This is a genomic window from Streptococcus oralis (genome assembly GCF_021497885.1).
Classification (GTDB): Bacteria; Bacillota; Bacilli; order Lactobacillales; family Streptococcaceae; genus Streptococcus; species Streptococcus oralis_BQ.
Window position 1 is genome coordinate 1404741 of the sequence record NZ_CP046523.1, and the last position, 16863, is coordinate 1421603.

The following is a 16863-nucleotide window of genomic DNA, read 5'->3' on the forward strand; positions in this document are numbered from 1 at the left end:
TGCGCTAGTTGATTGGCTAGCTGATACAGATGCTGAAGCTGATTCACTTGCAGATACTGATGCTGAAGCTGATTCACTTGAGCTTACAGACGCTGAAGCTGATTCACTTGAGCTTACTGATGCGCTAGCTGATTCACTTGCAGATACTGATGCTGAAGTGCTTTGGCTTGCTGATACAGACGCTGAAGCACTTTGGCTAGCTGATACTGATGCGCTAGCTGATTGACTTGAGCTTACAGAAGCTGAAGCTGATTGACTTGAGCTTACTGATGCTGAAGCTGATTCACTTGAGCTTACTGATGCGCTAGTTGATTGGCTAGCTGATACAGAAGCTGAAGCTGATTGACTTGCAGATACTGATGCTGAAGTGCTTTGGCTTGCTGATACTGATGCTGAAGCTGATTCACTTGAGCTTACAGACGCTGAAGCTGATTCACTTGCTGATACTGATGCTGAAGCACTTTGGCTAGCTGATACTGAAGCTGAAGCTGATTCACTTGAGCTTACTGATGCTGAAGCTGATTCACTTGCTGATACTGATGCGCTAGTTGATTGGCTAGCTGATACAGATGCTGAAGCTGATTCACTTGAGCTTACAGACGCTGAAGCTGATTGACTTGCTGATACTGATGCTGAAGTGCTTTGGCTTGCTGATACTGATGCTGAAGTTGATTGACTTGCAGATACTGATGCTGAAGCGCTTTGGCTTGCTGATACAGATGCGCTAGCTGATTGACTTGCAGATACAGATGCTGAAGTTGATTGACTTGCAGATACAGATGCTGAAGCTGATTGGCTTGCTGATACTGAAGCTGAAGCTGATTCACTTGAGCTTACTGATGCTGAAGCTGATTGACTAGCTGATACAGATGCTGAAGTTGATTGACTTGCAGATACTGATGCTGAAGCTGATTGACTAGCTGATACAGATGCTGAAGTGCTTTGGCTTGTAGATACTGATGCTGAAGTGCTTTGGCTTGCTGATACTGATGCTGAAGCTGATTCACTTGAGCTTACAGACGCTGAAGCTGATTGGCTAGCTGATACAGATGCTGAAGCTGATTCACTTGAGCTTACAGACGCTGAAGCTGATTGACTTGCTGATACTGATGCTGAAGTGCTTTGGCTTGCTGATACTGATGCTGAAGTTGATTGACTTGCAGATACTGATGCTGAAGCGCTTTGGCTTGCTGATACAGATGCGCTAGCTGATTGACTTGCAGATACAGATGCTGAAGTTGATTGACTTGCAGATACAGATGCTGAAGCTGATTGGCTTGCTGATACTGAAGCTGAAGCTGATTCACTTGAGCTTACTGATGCTGAAGCTGATTGACTAGCTGATACAGATGCTGAAGTTGATTGACTTGCAGATACTGATGCTGAAGCTGATTGACTAGCTGATACAGATGCTGAAGTGCTTTGGCTTGTAGATACTGATGCTGAAGTGCTTTGGCTTGCTGATACTGATGCTGAAGCTGATTCACTTGAGCTTACAGACGCTGAAGCTGATTGGCTAGCTGATACAGATGCTGAAGCTGATTCACTTGAGCTTACAGACGCTGAAGCTGATTGACTTGCTGATACTGATGCTGAAGTTGATTGACTTGCTGATACTGATGCTGAAGCGCTTTGGCTTGCTGATACTGATGCGCTAGCTGATTGACTTGCAGATACAGATGCTGAAGTTGATTGACTTGCAGATACAGATGCTGAAGCTGATTGGCTTGCTGATACTGATGCTGAAGCTGATTGGCTTGCTGATACTGATGCTGAAGCTGATTCACTTGAGCTTACTGATGCGCTAGTTGATTGGCTAGCTGATACTGATGCTGAAGCTGATTCACTTGCAGATACTGATGCTGAAGTGCTTTGGCTTGCAGATACAGACGCTGAAGCACTTTGGCTAGCTGATACTGATGCGCTAGCTGATTGACTTGAGCTTACAGAAGCTGAAGCTGATTGACTTGAGCTTACTGATGCGCTAGTTGATTGGCTTGCTGATACTGATGCTGAAGCTGATTGACTTGCTGATACTGATGCTGAAGCTGATTCACTCGCAGATACTGATGCTGAAGCGCTTTGGCTTGCTGATACTGATGCTGAAGCTGATTGACTTGCTGATACTGAAGCTGATTGACTTGCTGATACTGAAGCTGATTGGCTTGCTGATACAGATGCTGAAGTTGATTGACTTGAGCTTACTGATGCTGAAGCTGATTGGCTTGAGCTTACAGAAGCACTTACGCTTGCACTTGCTGAGCTTGATGCTGATTGGCTTGCACTGATGCTTGCACTTACTGATGCTGAAGCGCTTTGGCTCGCACTAATTGACGCAGAGTGGCTCGCGCTTGCTGAGATAGAAGCTGAGTTCTGGTTGTTAGATGCTGAAGCTGAAGCTGATTGGCTTGCACTTACTGATGTTGAAGCACTTTGACTAGCTGATTCTGACGCGCTTGCTGATTGGCTAGCTGATACAGATGCTGAGTGACTTGCACTTACTGATGCTGAAGCTGATTGGCTTGCTGATACTGATGCTGAAGCTGATTGACTTGCTGATACTGATGCTGAAGCTGATTGGCTTGCTGATACTGATGCTGAAGCTGATTCACTTGAGCTTACTGATGCGCTAGTTGATTGGCTAGCTGATACTGATGCTGAAGCTGATTCACTTGCAGATACTGATGCTGAAGTGCTTTGGCTTGCAGATACAGACGCTGAAGCACTTTGGCTAGCTGATACTGATGCGCTAGCTGATTGACTTGAGCTTACAGAAGCTGAAGCTGATTGACTTGAGCTTACTGATGCGCTAGTTGATTGGCTAGCTGATACTGATGCTGAAGCTGATTGACTTGCTGATACTGATGCTGAAGCTGATTCACTCGCAGATACTGATGCTGAAGCGCTTTGGCTTGCTGATACTGATGCTGAAGCTGATTGACTTGCTGATACTGAAGCTGATTGACTTGCTGATACTGAAGCTGATTGGCTTGCTGATACAGATGCTGAAGTTGATTGACTTGAGCTTACTGATGCTGAAGCTGATTGACTTGCTGATACTGATGCTGAAGTTGATTGGCTTGCAGATACTGATGCGCTAGCTGATTGGCTTGAGCTTACAGATGCTGAAGCTGATTGACTTGCTGATACTGATGCTGAAGCTGATTGGCTTGCACTGATGCTTGCACTTACTGAAGCTGAAGCGCTTTGGCTCGCACTAATTGACGCAGAGTGGCTCGCGCTTGCTGAGATAGAAGCTGAGTTCTGGTTGTTAGATGCTGAAGCTGAAGCTGATTGGCTTGCACTTACTGATGTTGAAGCACTTTGACTAGCTGATTCTGACGCGCTTGCTGATTGGCTAGCTGATACAGATGCTGAGTGACTTGCACTTACTGATGCTGAAGCTGATTGGCTTGAGCTTACAGAAGCACTTACGCTCGCACTTGCTGAGGCACTTTGGCTCGCACTTGCTGAGCTTGATGCTGATTGGCTTGCACTTACTGATGTTGAAGCACTTTGACTAGCTGATTCTGACGCGCTTGCTGATTGGCTAGCTGATACAGATGCTGAGTGACTTGCACTTACTGATGCTGAAGCTGATTGGCTTGAGCTTACAGAAGCACTTACGCTCGCACTTGCTGAGGCACTTTGGCTCGCACTTGCTGAGCTTGATGCTGATTGGCTTGAGCTTACAGAAGCACTTACGCTCGCACTTGCTGAGGCACTTTGGCTCGCACTTGCTGAGCTTGATGCTGATTGGCTTGCACTGATGCTTGCACTTACTGAAGCTGAAGCGCTTTGGCTCGCACTAATTGACGCAGAGTGGCTCGCGCTTGCTGAGATAGAAGCTGAGTTCTGGTTGTTAGATGCTGAAGCTGAAGCTGATTGGCTTGCACTTACTGATGTTGAAGCACTTTGACTAGCTGATTCTGATGCGCTTGCTGATTGGCTAGCTGATACAGATGCTGAGTGACTTGCACTTACTGATGCTGAAGCTGATTGGCTTGAGCTTACAGAAGCACTTACGCTCGCACTTGCTGAGGCACTTTGGCTCGCACTTGCTGAGCTTGATGCTGATTGGCTTGCACTGATGCTTGCACTTACTGAAGCTGAAGCGCTTTGGCTCGCACTAATTGACGCAGAGTGGCTCGCGCTTGCTGAGATAGAAGCTGAGTTCTGGTTGTTAGATGCTGAAGCTGAAGCTGATTGGCTTGCACTTACTGATGTTGAAGCACTTTGACTAGCTGATTCTGACGCGCTTGCTGATTGGCTAGCTGATACAGATGCTGAGTGACTTGCACTTACTGATGCTGAAGCTGATTGGCTTGAGCTTACAGAAGCACTTACGCTCGCACTTGCTGAGGCACTTTGGCTCGCACTTGCTGAGCTTGATGCTGATTGGCTTGCACTGATGCTTGCACTTACTGAAGCTGAAGCGCTTTGGCTCGCACTAATTGACGCAGAGTGGCTCGCGCTTGCTGAGATAGAAGCTGAGTTCTGGTTGTTAGATGCTGAAGCTGAAGCTGATTGGCTTGCACTTACTGATGTTGAAGCACTTTGACTAGCTGATTCTGACGCGCTTGCTGATTGGCTAGCTGATACAGATGCTGAGTGACTTGCACTTACTGATGCTGAAGCTGATTGGCTTGAGCTTACAGAAGCACTTACGCTCGCACTTGCTGAGGCACTTTGGCTCGCACTTGCTGAGCTTGATGCTGATTGGCTTGCACTGATGCTTGCACTTACTGAAGCTGAAGCGCTTTGGCTCGCACTAATTGACGCAGAGTGGCTCGCGCTTGCTGAGATAGAAGCTGAGTTCTGGTTGTTAGATGCTGAAGCTGAAGCTGATTGGCTTGAGCTTACAGAAGCACTTACGCTCGCACTTGCTGAGGCACTTTGGCTCGCACTTGCTGAGCTTGATGCTGATTGGCTTGCACTGATGCTTGCACTTACTGAAGCTGAAGCGCTTTGGCTCGCACTAATTGACGCAGAGTGGCTCGCGCTTGCTGAGATAGAAGCTGAGTTCTGGTTGTTAGATGCTGAAGCTGAAGCGCTTTGGCTCGCACTAATTGACGCAGAGTGGCTCGCGCTTGCTGAGATAGAAGCTGAGTTCTGGTTGTTAGATGCTGAAGCTGAAGCTGATTGGCTTGAGCTTACAGAAGCACTTACGCTTGCACTTGCTGAGGCACTTTGGCTCGCACTTGCTGAGCTTGATGCTGATTGGCTTGCACTGATGCTTGCTGAGATAGAAGCTGAAGCGCTTTGGCTTGCACTAATTGACGCAGAGTGGCTCGCGCTTGCTGAGATAGAAGCTGAGTTCTGGTTGTTAGATGCTGAAGCTGAAGCTGATTGGCTTGCACTTACTGATGCTGAAGCACTTTGACTAGCTGATTCTGATGCGCTGGCTGATTGGCTAGCTGATACAGATGCTGAGTGACTTGCACTTACTGATGCTGAAGCTGATTGGCTTGAGCTTACAGAAGCACTTACGCTTGCACTTGCTGAGCTTGATGCTGATTGGCTTGCACTGATGCTTGCTGAGATAGAAGCTGAAGCGCTTTGGCTCGCGCTTACTGATGTTGAAGCACTTTGACTTGCAGATACAGAGGCGCTTGCTGATTGGCTTGCTGATACTGATGCTGAAGCGCTTTGGCTTGCACTAATTGACGCAGAATGGCTCGCGCTTGCTGAGATAGAAGCTGAGTTCTGGTTGTTAGATGCTGAAGCTGAGGCACTTTGGCTGGCGCTTACTGATGCTGAAGTACTTTGACTTGCTGATACAGAGGCGCTTGCTGATTGGCTTGCTGATACTGATGCTGAAGTTGATTGACTTGCAGATACTGATGCTGAAGCCGATTGGCTTGCAGATACTGATGCTGAAGCGCTTTGACTTGAGCTTACTGATGCGCTAGTTGATTGGCTTGAGCTTACTGATGCACTAGCTGATTGACTAGCTGATACAGATGCTGAAGCTGAAGCACTTTGGCTGGCGCTTACTGATGCTGAAGTACTTTGACTTGCTGATACAGATGCTGAAGCTGATTGGCTTGAGCTTACAGACGCTGATGCTGAACGACTTGCACTAAGCGAGGCACTCGCTGACGCACTCGCCGAACGACTTGAGCTTACTGAAGCTGAAGCTGAGCGACTTGCACTAAGTGAGGCACTCGCTGACGCACTGGCCGAACGACTTGAACTTACTGAAGCTGAAGCTGAACGACTTGCGCTAAGTGATGCACTCGCTGACGCACTGGCTGAACGACTTGCGCTAAGCGATGCACTAGCTGAGGCACTTGAACTTTGGCTTCCTGATACAGAAGCGGATACGCTACTGCTCACGCTCGCACTTGCTGAGGCACTTTGGCTCGCATTTGCTGAACTTGATGCTGATTGGCTCGCACTGATGCTTGCTGAGATAGAAGCTGAAGAGCTTTGACTTGCAGATACAGAAGCTGAAGCTGATTGGCTAAGGGATCCGCTTTCTTTAACATTTACTTGAATGTCCTTAAAGTTAAGCTGTCCAGCTTCGTCAGTAATCTTAATTTTAAGTGTTACAGTTCCTGTTCCAGTAGGCGTCCCAGAAATTTGGATAGATGGGATATAACCAGTTTTACCAGCCCCTGGTTCAGCGGTTTTAGTAGTAACTGTTAATCCAAGAGCTTCTAGTTCTTTCTTACCATGAATCAGTTCAACCGCTTGATCTGCAAGGTAAGAACTTTGCCAAGAACCAACAGACTTATCTCCTTTGTTATTACCATCATGAACATATAAAGTTTCATTAACTCGTTTACCGACTTCAACCTCAGGAACTAGTGGTTCAGGGGAAGGAATTAGTGAGTCTTTGCTCTTGTTGATAATTGACTCCTGCGCAGCCTCAGTTACAACTTCTTCTGGACGGCCTAGATAACTAAAGAATTCAGCATCCTTACCTCCCAATCCATCATTATGTCTGACAAGATAATTAGGATTTTCAGTTTTAACAGTCCCCGTAACAGTGACTTTAGGAACATAGGTAAAATCAGCACGTCTTTCCACTCCTTGAACAAACCTCAAGCCCATCGGTTTGGTCCAACCACCATTACCAGTGTACAAAGTAATAGCATTTCTAGCATCTTGCTCATATCTATACTGTTTATCATTATGGAAATATAAAGTTTCATTAACTCTATCTCCTACTTTATATTTTGCAAGAGGAGCCAGTGCTTCTTTTTTCCCTTCGGCATCATACGTTACAGCAGGTCCCTTAAACTGAGTAGTAGTAAGGTTCATGAATATGCTGGTTTGAGGAAAGCTACGTCCATCAAAGGTCACATCCAGATTGATACTACTTCTAAATGCTTTTGGATTATCACTCTTGAAAGTTACATATGGAATATAACGTCCAGGAGCCACTTCCACACGACCTGTTTCCGAGGTAATATTATATTTCTCTTGTGCTTCTTGCCAGTTTCGAGTCTCTAGAGTTTGTCTTGGAGAAAGTCCTGCAAACTCACTATCCTTATATGAACCGTAAGGATATTCGTCCGCATCAAATTGAGACTTATGCATATAATATGTTACCGAGAAAGGAACACCTGCTCGTCCCAGAAAGACCCGTTGTCTATTTAAACGACCACTTGTTTCTGGAGAATTGATACTATATGGGTCAGTATTTAGAAAGAATGGCTCTTTTGAACCAGTATCGATCGGATTTGCTCTAAATCCAGAATACCCTGTCTTTGGTGCAGTCGCTACAGTATTGTCAACCTTTTGGTTTTTCTCAGCTTGCTTGGTTGTATCCTTGCCTTGGGCTTGGTTCTTATCTGCTACCACACCAGCTGCGATATTGTTGCTTGTCGTTGCTGCTTGGCTGCTGAGTTGGGTTGCGCTTGACAAAGCGTCACCGAGTTTGCTTGATGCTAAGCTAGCTGCAGGTTTGGTATCGGCATTGAGTGATGCTGATGTAGAAGTTGAGACAGATGCTTGTACTTCTGATCCACTCGTTGCACTAGTGCTCTCAACTAGTGAAGTTGAAGCTTGAGCGCTCGCTGACGCTGAGGTAGGAGCTGATGTTGATTGACTCGCTGAGGCAGATGCTGGAGCAGTTAACTGACTTGCTGATGTTGAAGCACTTGCAGATACTGACTGACTTGCTGATGTTGAAGCACTTGCAGATGCTGACTGACTCGCTGATGTTGAAGCACTTACAGATGCTGACTGACTCGCACTCACTTGAGCCTCAACAGATTGACTGACTGATACAGAAGCTGAGGCAGATGCTTGTTCCGCTTGAGCTTTCTTTACTTCTGCTTGCGCTTGAGCAATGATTGAGTTAGTACTTGTTTCAGTTGTTTCAGCTGCTTTTGGTTCAGCAGCGATGACTGTTTTATCCTTTTCTGCATACTCAGATGTTTCATCTGCGTATACAGTTTGCTCTTGAGTCATCACAAATCCTGCAGCCCCCGCGGCCAGGATTCCCCCTATACCCGCTAGCGTGTTAAGACTAAGGTGTGCGTGATCAAGTTCTTCAGTGTCTGATAGGGTACTAGAGACAACTTCGCCCATCCCACCGATACGGAAGAGATCCAATTGAGAGTTCGAGGCTTTTACCCAGTTTTTCCCCGACTTGTAAAGCTTATAACGCTTTTTCTCATCTACGATCTCGAAATCTTTGTTAAACTTTTTACTTCGAAACATTTGTTTCCTTTCTTTTCATCAAAATGCGACCCTTTGTTAACCTCATGATCATTAACAAAGCGTAGTTGCGCTACCCTCTCAAAACCAAAGCCAATAAAAACCGCAGTCAGTCTCAGTTTTTATCCCTTTGACTCAGAAAAAGCAGATTCCATCTGGAATATACCAGTCGTTTTTATCTAGTATATACCATTTATTATTCTATCAAAATAGCTCCTCCTTTTCAAGCAGTTATACTCGAAATGACAAATGAAAACACATAATTTTTACATAAAATTCGCTTTCAAGGATCAAATAATTGAAAACGTTTTATTATCTTTCGAAATCTCTTCCTTCCCCCACCCTTTCACACTAGTTCAGTTAGACAGGAACAAAAAAACCTTGACGAGCAAATCGTCAAGGTTCATCTTTTCTGGAGACCACCTCCATCCAGAAAAGTTCCTAAAAAAAGCGTCCCAACTGCATGAGTAGTGTGACCAAAAGAGTTACGAGAAAGAGAACTCCGCCCAGCACGGCAATCATGCTAAAATCTTGCTTCTCCCTTTTTAGGGGTTTCTTTCGATTATCTAGCTGTTCTCGTATATGTTCTTGTAAAATGCTATTGTCCTTGTTAGACATGTGCTCCTCCTTTTCTGTTGATAGAAAGGAACTTGCTTTCATCGAAAGCAAGCCCTTGTCTTATTAGCTTATAAAATTGACTTGTAGGCTTCCAGATCAGCCTGATTCGCCGCCTGTTTTTGCTTAGCAAGGGCAGCCTCCATCTCAGACGGAAGAGAGAGAACTCCCTGAATCTTACCTACCATGGCTGATACATTTTCCACCGGATAAATGTGGCTTTCTGCAACGAAACGACGATTGTGACAAGTCGTCTCAAAACTGAGAATCAGCATATTATTCTCAAAAGCTGTTCGACTACCATTGAGAATTTCATCACTGATATTGATATCCAGATACAAGTCACAGCGAGCAAAGAGCTCACTCACCTTAGCTGGACGAATATTAGGGTAGAGGGAAATATTCGGATAGCGATTTAATTCCATTAAACGACTTGACATCTCAGTAATCGCTCCAATATGGAAATGAACATTTGGTAATTGAGTCAAAAGTGGTTCAATTTGCTCGATTTGGTCACTATTCGTCAGAATCAAAGCTTCTGGATTCATATTATTGAGGCGATGGTATTGATAGAGATAACCAACATTGCGGAAGTAACTCTTCTCTTTTGGTGTCGCAAGCTTGAGGATTTTATCATAAACTTGCTTGTCCTGTACTGCGATACGGATGTTGCGATGAGGCAACTGCATCGCTGCCTTCATGTTACCCGGCAACTCCTCTCCAATTGGCTCCTGCCAGAAGAGAATATCCTCTGCTCGTCCTTCTTTCGGAGTCATACCAACGGCTACTAAAAATGGTGTTGCTAGAGAATTGTAGATAATGCGATCTGTATCATACCCACGATAACGCAAGTAAAAGATTACAAATTCTTGCTTAGAATTGAAAATATGGCGTTTTCCATCAAGAGTTAAGATAATATCCTCTGTTAGATGATTTTCCATAATCACCGTTACGTTATCTTGATTAAAGTAGCGTGTATGAGTTGGACGTTGGGCATCATCATAGGTAATCTGTGCAAAGAGACGTCCCTTGCGATTGTAAATGTCTGCAGCGCGTACACGACCCTGATCATCCAACCACTCGACTGCACGAACGCGACGTTCATGTGTCGGTTGACGGTAAAAGATATTGGCACGTTTCTTACCCATATCCAAGATTTCACCATTAACATTGCTCGAGCGAATTTCCCACAAATGAGGTTTCGGAACAAGGTTAAAATAAAGAGGTAGATCGTCCTCTGAGGCCACATCTCCAGTAAAGTAACTGTAAGGCGACTCGACATCAGGTGCGAGGTAGCCATCGTCTCGGATCACGACAACAGGACAGTCTAGCCCAGCTGCCTTAAGTGAACGTAGTAAATCAAAACTCGCTTGATCATAGCGTTCAAATAAACAAATCATAGTGTTTATGCCTTTCTTTTCGAATCCCTACTGATGCTGTGCAGATTGAACCAGATCGTACCAACGTTGAGCGATATGCTCATCAAGATATGGTTCTGCCACCTCGTAGGATACACGGGATAGATCTTCTTGGGAATGTTGAGTAAATAGCTGGACAATCTTTTCTGCGTATTCCGTTGTCATTGCATCCAGATCATCTGGACGTGCCTCAGGAATCAAGTAACCATTTTCCCCATCACGGATAAAGGTTGGATTTCCATAACGTACATCAAAACCAATAATTGGCAGACCAGAGCCAACTGCCTCTAACAAGGTCAAACCAAATCCTTCACTTGTGGAGGCAGAGAGGTAAGCAGAGTAATTTCGATACACATCTGCCATGTGGTGATGCCCCATAAGACGGATATAGTCTTCTGCATTTAACTCATGAATCAACTGCTCCAACATGGCTCTTTCGCCACCCGTACCATAGATATCAAAAGTAATTTCAGGTAATTGCTCATGTGCCTTCACTACAGAGTGAATCAACCAATCAATATGCTTTTCACTGGCCAAGCGCGAAGCTGTAATCAATCCAAACGGCTTGCGCTCTCCTTCTGGATGACGCAATTGATCCAAACTTCCCACTGGAATAGTCAAGATTTCCTTTGGTTTGATGGTTGTATATTGGGCGAATTGTTCTTTGAGTAGGTTCGTTTGCGCATCGGTCGAGTTAATGATATAGTCCACTTCTTCGGCATGTTCAAACTGATACTCATAATAGTTATTCCACAAAATATAGTCTTTCTCAGCAGGATTTTCACTAAAGTGGTCTGCATGAACGATTACGACTAGCTTTGCATCGCCCTTATTAGCAAAGATAGCTTGACCAATATCTGTCTCTCGATCTAAAATCAACAAATCTTTGTCCGTCAGAGACAGACTTCTCATAAAATGCGCGACAAACTCTTGCTTAGAATAGAAAACATGATTTGGGAAACGATAGACTTGCGTTTCCTGTCTACCATCGACTTCATTGATGATTTCTTCATAGGCCACACTACCATCTTCATTGAGCCAGGTACGTTGATATAATTGCGCATGACCATTCATCGGACTAAAATACTCAACAAAATTCTTCGTATAAGTGTAGTACTCTTTTTGAATCAGACAACCACGCGAAACAATTTCGGCGCGTTCAATCAACTCTTTATCCATATCACAGGCATAACAAGTTACAAAATCACCATCACCAAATACTAGTCGAATCGTCTTCATATCGGTGTCGCGGATAATTTCGAGAGGCTCTTTATCGAAACTCGCTAAGACCTGCGCTAACGTATAGGTCGTCGGTGCAATTTTGACATCTGTAAAATACTGATAAAGCCAGATAACCTCAGAATCTTCAAAGCCGATATTCTTTGTCAAATGTTCAATGTTATCAGCAGATATAAAATCCATAAAGATGAACTTCGCTTCTAAGCCAACACTACGAAGCAATTTTGCACGGTAGATCTGCGCATATTCTACACCGCTACTCGCCCAGCCAATCCCCAAATTGATGTTATAAATTGTCATATTTGATTATCCTCTTACAAAAAGTTATCTCGTTTAATTCTTGAAAGACGTTTGATTCTCTTGCCCTTATCATCATCTAGCTTATCTTCGTCTTTCTTTTTAGGTTTTGCGCGACGTGAAGTGATGTAGCTGACAGAGATGGTACTATCTGTTCCTGTTTTTGCAAGGGGTTGTTCGAGATGGATTTTCTCTCTCTCAGGCACCACCTCTTCTTTCTCCTTAGCAACTTCTTCTGGTCTATCAAGTTCTTTACGCAATTCTTGAATTTTTTTGATATCTTTTGGTTTACCATCGATATCGTCCAGTTCTAGAAAATCATCAATTCGACTAATAATATTTTTAATTTTTTCTTTTTGTAAATTATACAATCTCTCAGCCTCTGCCCGTTTTTTGGTCAGAGTATCGATTTCTTCGAGAATAGATTCTCTCGTATCCAAGTAGTCTTTTTGTGCCTTTTCTAAAACTTCTTTAGCTTCTTTTTCAGCCCTATCATGAGCTTCAATGACAAGAGATTTGGCGTAAATGACTGCTTCACCGATCTCTTTTTCTTGATTCTTCATAGAGTCGATTTTTTTACGTAGAGATTCGATTTTTTCATTCTTCTTTTGAATTTCACGATCGAATCCTTCCTCTAATGCTTCGATACAATCTTCGACTTCCTTAGCACGGTAGTTACCGAACAATGTTTTCTTCAGTCTCATTTTGCTCCCTCTATTCCTTACTTATTCTGATTTACACCACTACTCCCCATTGTAGCATAAAATAGCGCAAATTGCTATTCTTTTCTAAGCTCCAAACAAGGAAAATATCCTAAGCTGCTATCAAGCAAAATCCGAACTTAGCTTAAAATCCATCTATTTCTAAAAAAATGTCTGATTGATAGATCAGACATTTTCAAAAGTAAAAATACGAACACTACTTCTAGGGTAGAAGAAATTCAGTTATTACTTCCTATTTTAAAAATTTAGTTCCGTCCAAGTAAGCGGTGTATAGCCAAGCAATTCCACACCATCATACTCGACTGTTTTCACGATCTCTTGGATGTTTGTTTTCAATTCTTCAGTTGCTACGCTATTTGAATCATCCAAGACCACATCATCTTCCACGACGAAGAGTGGTTTTTGGTAACGATCGTAAAGATTGTTCATCACGAGACGAAGTCCCACAGAATCAATGCGATTTTGATTTTGGCCATTACTTGCATATTTGTTGACAAAAACTTCTTGGGAATTGCTTGATGCATAATAACTGAAGCTGACAAAGTCAATTTTCCCATCTCTTAGGACAAAGAGGTCGTCATTTTCAATATCCAAGGCGATTTGATCACGTTCCAAACGACGCAAAAAGTGATTTGGGTAGTATCCACGAACTTGCACGTCTGTAAACAAATAATTTTCCCTATCTTTGACTTCTGCTTCCATTACATCAATAGCATTTTCAGTTTGCTGACTGTAGTTTTTACTAACAACCATCATCCCACCAAACTGAAACTCTGGGTTGATTGCTTTTCCGAGCTTGATTGCACGTGCAGAAGCAACTAATTGATAATGAGCTGCTTGCCAAATCACCTGTTCTTGATTGTCATCTGCTCCAAAAGACAATCCTCCACCAAGAAACGGCAAATGGTGCAAAACGTTGAACTCATTGAAGGTAATCCAATACTTCACTTTGTCCTTAAAGTACTGAAAGACAGCTTCTGCGTAACGCTCAAAGAGTTCGATCATCTTGCGGCTTTTCCAAGCTCCATATTTTTCGTATAGATTCAGTGGAAGGTCAAAGTGACTCAAGGTCACAATCGGTTCGATATCTTTTTCTAATACGTCATCGATGATTGCTTCATAATATTTCAACCCCTCTTCACTCGGCTGCAGCTCTTCACCATTTGGAAAGATGCGTGCCCAAGAAATCGAGATTCTATAGGCATTAAAACCCATTGATTGAATTAAATTCAGCTCTTCCGTATAATCTCTCTGACCTACTGAAGCAAATCTCCCTAGGATATCATAAGATCCTAAAGGTACATTTTTGTAGTCAACTGTTCCATTCAGAACTTCTATCCGAGATTGGTCAACTGGTAATACATCTGTAGTACCCAAACCTTTGTTACTATTTGACATCATATTTCTAATCATAGTGGCTCCTTTTGATTTTTATTATTTCTATTTAATGATTGCAAGTTCTGTTTAGAAGGATTTCTCATCTTCCCTTTTTTGAGTAATAGCAGCCAAACCAGACAATTCACTTGCAACATTTCTTAAGTCACGTGCTAGGGGTTGCGAACCTGGTCTGAGTAGGTGATAGAGTTGGCGTTCCGTCATCCTTAAATTTGTTCCATTTGATTCTGAATAGTGAGACAGATGTTTCAGAGAGGCTTGCAAATCTACATTCTTTATTGATTCCTCTCTATTTTCAAGCCCCTGTTGCTCCTCAGCAATATGTGCTTGAGACAATCCCTCTTCAGAAATTTCAGGTGTCATCACTTCTTGCACTTTTTGCTGGTGAGTTAGAGGGCTCATATCCAGTTCAGAGAGGCTCTTATACAGACGTTCCGAAGCATGCAAGTCATGCGCGAATACTTCTGTCTCCGCCACACTCTGTCTATAGGAACCAAATTCTGATTCTAACATACTATAGGATTGAGATAGGGATGCTTTCCTTAAACTCACCGAATCAGCTACACTCTGACTTTGACTCAAGGATTCAGATATTTGTTGGCTTTGACTTAAGGATTCGGACTCGCTGAGATAGAGGTTTTCGCTCAAACTTAACGACTCGGACTCAGAAAGTAGATGAGAAATCATCTCACTCAAGGAAAGAGATTCAGAAATCGATTCCCATTCACTCTGGCTCAGGCTATAGAACTCGGACTCGGAAACACTCTGACTGGCTTGTTCTGATTCGGAATAGCTCCACCACTCTGATTCTGAGTGACTTTGGGATTCGGATATGGATTCCCACTCACTCTGGCTTAGGCTATAGAACTCAGACTCGGAGACACTCTGACTGGCTTGTTCTGATTCGGAATAGCTCCACCACTCTGATTCTGAGTGACTTTGGGATTCGGATATGGATTCCCACTCACTCTGGCTTAGGCTATAGAACTCGAACTCGGAAACACTCTGACTCGCTTGTTCTGATTCGGAATAGCTCCACCACTCTGATTCTGAAGAGCTTTGGGATTCGGATATGGATTCCCATTCACTCTGGCTTAGGCTATAGAACTCAGACTCGGAGACACTCTGACTCGCTTGTTCTGATTCAGAAGAACTCCACCACTCTGATTCTGAGTGACTTTGGGATTCGGATATGGATTCCCACTCGCTCTGGCTTAGGCTATAGAACTCAGACTCGGAAACACTCTGACTGGCTTGTTCTGATTCGGAAGAACTCCACCACTCTGATTCTGAGTGACTTTGGGAGTCGGATATCGATTCCCACTCGCTCTGGCTTAGGCTATAGAACTCAGACTCGGAAACACTCTGACTTACTTGTTCTGATTCGGAGTAGCTCCACCACTCTGATTCTGAAGTGCTTTGAGATTCGGAAATCGATTCCCACTCACTCTGGCTCGCTTGCTCTGATTCGGAATAGCTCCACCACTCTGATTCTGAAGAGCTTTGGGATTCGGATATAGATTCCCATTCACTCTGGCTCAGGCTATAGAACTCAGACTCAGAAACGCTCTGACTTGCTTGCTCCGATTCGGAAGAGCTCCACCACTCTGATTCTGAAGAGATTTGGGATTCGGAAACGGATTCCCATTCACTCTGGCTTAAGCTATAGAACTCAGACTCGGAAACACTCTGGCTCGCTTGCTCTGATTCGGAAGAGCTCCACCACTCTGATTCTGAGTGACTTTGGGATTCGGATATGGATTCCCATTCACTCTGGCTCAGGCTATAGGACTCGGAGACACTCTGACTTGCTTGTTCTGATTCGGAAGAACTACACCACTCTGATTCTGAAGAGATTTGGGATTCGGAAACGGATTCCCACTCACTCTGACTTAGGCTATAGAACTCAGACTCGGAAACACTCTGACTCGCTTGTTCCGATTCACTCAAGGAAAGAGACTCTGAGTATGCAAGACTTTCACTCAAAGAGAATGCATCCGTATCCTGACAAAGGGACTCCCCTGTCAAATGCTCAGAAACAGAGAGGCTATCAACCAAGGAAAGGGACTCAAATTCAGATTCTGAAGAAGAGACCACTAATGAGTAGTTCTCAGACATGGACTCTCGAAGCGAGAATCCTTTTGCTGATATACTCTGGCTAAACGACTCACTGTACGAATCTGCGACAGAAAGGCTAAGGGAAGCTAAAGCGCTAGTTGACAAGCTCTGACTAACATCTCTTATCAAGTCAGCTACACCCAGACTGTTCCTTTCCTGAAAGTCTTCTAAGGCTTCCATGACAGAAACTGATTCTGTTGGTAACTCAAGATCTTCACTAGCACTCAGAATAATTTCCTTTTGCTCTTTGAGTTTTCGACTAACGGGCTTTGATTTAGTTGCATCCAGGCTACGGTAATCACTATCTTCCCTACCCTTTTGCTTAAACTTTGATATCAAACGTTTAAATCCCTTTAGCTCTTCGTTATTATTTTTGCTCATAATAT

At 43.8% G+C, this 16863-nt stretch carries 32 protein-coding genes and 1 pseudogene; 25 read left to right on the top strand and 8 right to left on the bottom strand.

Going from position 1 to position 16863, the window contains the following annotated elements; all coding sequences use genetic code 11:
* The first annotated feature begins 367 nt into the window (after positions 1–367).
* From GOM48_RS09835 to GOM48_RS09780, 23 genes are all read left to right on the top strand, one after another.
* A complete protein-coding gene (locus GOM48_RS09835) occupies positions 368–616 on the top strand; it encodes a hypothetical protein (RefSeq protein ID WP_321159601.1) in 249 nt (82 codons plus the stop codon).
* Positions 570–728, top strand: a complete 159-nt coding sequence (locus tag GOM48_RS09840; protein ID WP_321159602.1) for a hypothetical protein — start codon at positions 570–572, stop codon at positions 726–728. The genes GOM48_RS09835 and GOM48_RS09840 overlap by 47 nt, the downstream gene beginning before the upstream one ends.
* 209 nt (positions 729–937) lie before the next feature.
* Positions 938–1096: a hypothetical protein gene (locus GOM48_RS09845; RefSeq protein ID WP_321159603.1), complete on the top strand. Its 159-nt coding sequence runs from the start codon at positions 938–940 to the stop codon at positions 1094–1096.
* A complete protein-coding gene (locus tag GOM48_RS09850; protein ID WP_321159602.1) occupies positions 1050–1208 on the top strand; it encodes a hypothetical protein in 159 nt (52 codons plus the stop codon). Before GOM48_RS09845 ends, GOM48_RS09850 begins: the two co-directional genes overlap by 47 nt.
* 209 nt (positions 1209–1417) lie before the next feature.
* Positions 1418–1576, top strand: coding sequence for a hypothetical protein (locus GOM48_RS09855; protein ID WP_321159603.1), 159 nt, complete (start codon positions 1418–1420; stop codon positions 1574–1576).
* A complete protein-coding gene (locus tag GOM48_RS09860; RefSeq protein WP_321159604.1) occupies positions 1530–1658 on the top strand; it encodes a hypothetical protein in 129 nt (42 codons plus the stop codon). Before GOM48_RS09855 ends, GOM48_RS09860 begins: the two co-directional genes overlap by 47 nt.
* A 21-nt stretch (positions 1659–1679) precedes the next feature.
* Positions 1680–1808 (top strand): hypothetical protein, encoded by a 129-nt coding sequence (locus GOM48_RS09865; protein WP_321159605.1) that lies wholly within the window; start codon positions 1680–1682, stop codon positions 1806–1808.
* Positions 1809–2009: 201 nt separating this feature from the next.
* The gene (locus tag GOM48_RS09870; protein ID WP_321159606.1) at positions 2010–2288 is read left to right on the top strand and encodes a hypothetical protein; all 279 of its coding nucleotides are present in this window, start codon (positions 2010–2012) and stop codon (positions 2286–2288) included.
* Positions 2288–2437 carry a hypothetical protein gene (locus GOM48_RS09875; protein ID WP_321159607.1) on the top strand — a complete coding sequence of 50 codons (150 nt, stop codon included), beginning with the start codon at positions 2288–2290 and terminating at the stop codon, positions 2435–2437. The genes GOM48_RS09870 and GOM48_RS09875 overlap by 1 nt, the downstream gene beginning before the upstream one ends.
* 43 nt (positions 2438–2480) lie before the next feature.
* Positions 2481–2633: a hypothetical protein gene (locus GOM48_RS09880; protein WP_321159608.1), complete on the top strand. Its 153-nt coding sequence runs from the start codon at positions 2481–2483 to the stop codon at positions 2631–2633.
* A gap of 201 nt (positions 2634–2834) precedes the next feature.
* Complete coding sequence (locus tag GOM48_RS09885; protein ID WP_321159609.1) at positions 2835–3101, top strand: hypothetical protein; 267 nt, start codon at positions 2835–2837, stop codon at positions 3099–3101.
* Between the two features lie 77 nt (positions 3102–3178).
* On the top strand, positions 3179–3328 hold the full coding sequence (locus GOM48_RS07060) for a hypothetical protein (protein ID WP_235096683.1): 150 nt from the start codon (positions 3179–3181) through the stop codon (positions 3326–3328).
* Positions 3329–3371: 43 nt separating this feature from the next.
* Entirely contained in the window at positions 3372–3524 is a 153-nt protein-coding gene (locus GOM48_RS07065; protein ID WP_235096691.1) for a hypothetical protein, read from the top strand.
* A gap of 39 nt (positions 3525–3563) precedes the next feature.
* Positions 3564–3770, top strand: a complete 207-nt coding sequence (locus GOM48_RS07070) for a hypothetical protein (RefSeq protein ID WP_235096703.1) — start codon at positions 3564–3566, stop codon at positions 3768–3770.
* Positions 3770–3919 carry a hypothetical protein gene (locus GOM48_RS07075; protein WP_235096683.1) on the top strand — a complete coding sequence of 50 codons (150 nt, stop codon included), beginning with the start codon at positions 3770–3772 and terminating at the stop codon, positions 3917–3919. Before GOM48_RS07070 ends, GOM48_RS07075 begins: the two co-directional genes overlap by 1 nt.
* Positions 3920–3962: 43 nt before the next feature.
* Positions 3963–4091, top strand: a complete 129-nt coding sequence (locus tag GOM48_RS09765) for a hypothetical protein (protein ID WP_265324766.1) — start codon at positions 3963–3965, stop codon at positions 4089–4091.
* Positions 4091–4240: a hypothetical protein gene (locus tag GOM48_RS07080; RefSeq protein ID WP_235096683.1), complete on the top strand. Its 150-nt coding sequence runs from the start codon at positions 4091–4093 to the stop codon at positions 4238–4240. The genes GOM48_RS09765 and GOM48_RS07080 overlap by 1 nt, the downstream gene beginning before the upstream one ends.
* Before the next feature lie 43 nt (positions 4241–4283).
* Positions 4284–4412: a hypothetical protein gene (locus tag GOM48_RS09770; RefSeq protein ID WP_265324766.1), complete on the top strand. Its 129-nt coding sequence runs from the start codon at positions 4284–4286 to the stop codon at positions 4410–4412.
* Positions 4412–4561 (top strand): hypothetical protein, encoded by a 150-nt coding sequence (locus GOM48_RS07085; protein WP_235096683.1) that lies wholly within the window; start codon positions 4412–4414, stop codon positions 4559–4561. Before GOM48_RS09770 ends, GOM48_RS07085 begins: the two co-directional genes overlap by 1 nt.
* A 43-nt stretch (positions 4562–4604) precedes the next feature.
* Positions 4605–4733 carry a hypothetical protein gene (locus GOM48_RS09775; protein ID WP_265324766.1) on the top strand — a complete coding sequence of 43 codons (129 nt, stop codon included), beginning with the start codon at positions 4605–4607 and terminating at the stop codon, positions 4731–4733.
* Positions 4733–5383: a hypothetical protein gene (locus tag GOM48_RS07090; protein WP_235096705.1), complete on the top strand. Its 651-nt coding sequence runs from the start codon at positions 4733–4735 to the stop codon at positions 5381–5383. Before GOM48_RS09775 ends, GOM48_RS07090 begins: the two co-directional genes overlap by 1 nt.
* A 370-nt stretch (positions 5384–5753) precedes the next feature.
* Positions 5754–5912, top strand: coding sequence for a hypothetical protein (locus tag GOM48_RS07095; RefSeq protein ID WP_235096709.1), 159 nt, complete (start codon positions 5754–5756; stop codon positions 5910–5912).
* Between the two features lie 51 nt (positions 5913–5963).
* Positions 5964–6086, top strand: coding sequence for a hypothetical protein (locus tag GOM48_RS09780; protein WP_265324767.1), 123 nt, complete (start codon positions 5964–5966; stop codon positions 6084–6086).
* A 249-nt stretch (positions 6087–6335) separates the two neighbouring features.
* Here the strand turns inward: GOM48_RS09780 and GOM48_RS07100 are convergent, their stop codons facing one another.
* Complete coding sequence (locus GOM48_RS07100) at positions 6336–6491, bottom strand: hypothetical protein (protein ID WP_235096725.1); 156 nt, start codon at positions 6489–6491, stop codon at positions 6336–6338.
* A gap of 1139 nt (positions 6492–7630) precedes the next feature.
* Here GOM48_RS07100 and GOM48_RS07105 point away from each other — a divergent pair.
* Positions 7631–8020: a hypothetical protein gene (locus tag GOM48_RS07105; RefSeq protein ID WP_235096733.1), complete on the top strand. Its 390-nt coding sequence runs from the start codon at positions 7631–7633 to the stop codon at positions 8018–8020.
* A 28-nt stretch (positions 8021–8048) separates the two neighbouring features.
* Positions 8049–8234: a hypothetical protein gene (locus GOM48_RS07110; protein WP_235096740.1), complete on the top strand. Its 186-nt coding sequence runs from the start codon at positions 8049–8051 to the stop codon at positions 8232–8234.
* A 340-nt stretch (positions 8235–8574) separates the two neighbouring features.
* On the opposite strand, the pseudogene GOM48_RS09785 reads toward GOM48_RS07110, so the two are convergent.
* The 7 genes and pseudogenes from GOM48_RS09785 to GOM48_RS07140 form a co-directional block, all read right to left on the bottom strand.
* A pseudogene (locus GOM48_RS09785) lies at positions 8575–8676 on the bottom strand (KxYKxGKxW signal peptide domain-containing protein); the annotation flags it as partial.
* Positions 8677–9114: 438 nt separating this feature from the next.
* Entirely contained in the window at positions 9115–9291 is a 177-nt protein-coding gene (locus GOM48_RS07115) for a hypothetical protein (RefSeq protein WP_000066117.1), read from the bottom strand.
* Between the two features lie 68 nt (positions 9292–9359).
* Positions 9360–10688, bottom strand: coding sequence for an accessory Sec system glycosylation chaperone GtfB (gene gtfB, locus GOM48_RS07120; RefSeq protein WP_235096750.1), 1329 nt, complete (start codon positions 10686–10688; stop codon positions 9360–9362).
* Between the two features lie 27 nt (positions 10689–10715).
* On the bottom strand, positions 10716–12245 hold the full coding sequence (gene gtfA, locus GOM48_RS07125; protein WP_235096760.1) for an accessory Sec system glycosyltransferase GtfA: 1530 nt from the start codon (positions 12243–12245) through the stop codon (positions 10716–10718).
* 14 nt (positions 12246–12259) lie between these two features.
* Positions 12260–12946 (bottom strand): hypothetical protein, encoded by a 687-nt coding sequence (locus GOM48_RS07130; RefSeq protein WP_004246484.1) that lies wholly within the window; start codon positions 12944–12946, stop codon positions 12260–12262.
* 255 nt (positions 12947–13201) lie between these two features.
* Positions 13202–14377: a family 1 glycosylhydrolase gene (locus GOM48_RS07135; protein WP_235096777.1), complete on the bottom strand. Its 1176-nt coding sequence runs from the start codon at positions 14375–14377 to the stop codon at positions 13202–13204.
* A gap of 51 nt (positions 14378–14428) precedes the next feature.
* The gene (locus GOM48_RS07140; protein WP_235096797.1) at positions 14429–16858 is read right to left on the bottom strand and encodes a hypothetical protein; all 2430 of its coding nucleotides are present in this window, start codon (positions 16856–16858) and stop codon (positions 14429–14431) included.
* Between the last annotated feature and the right edge of the window lie 5 nt (positions 16859–16863).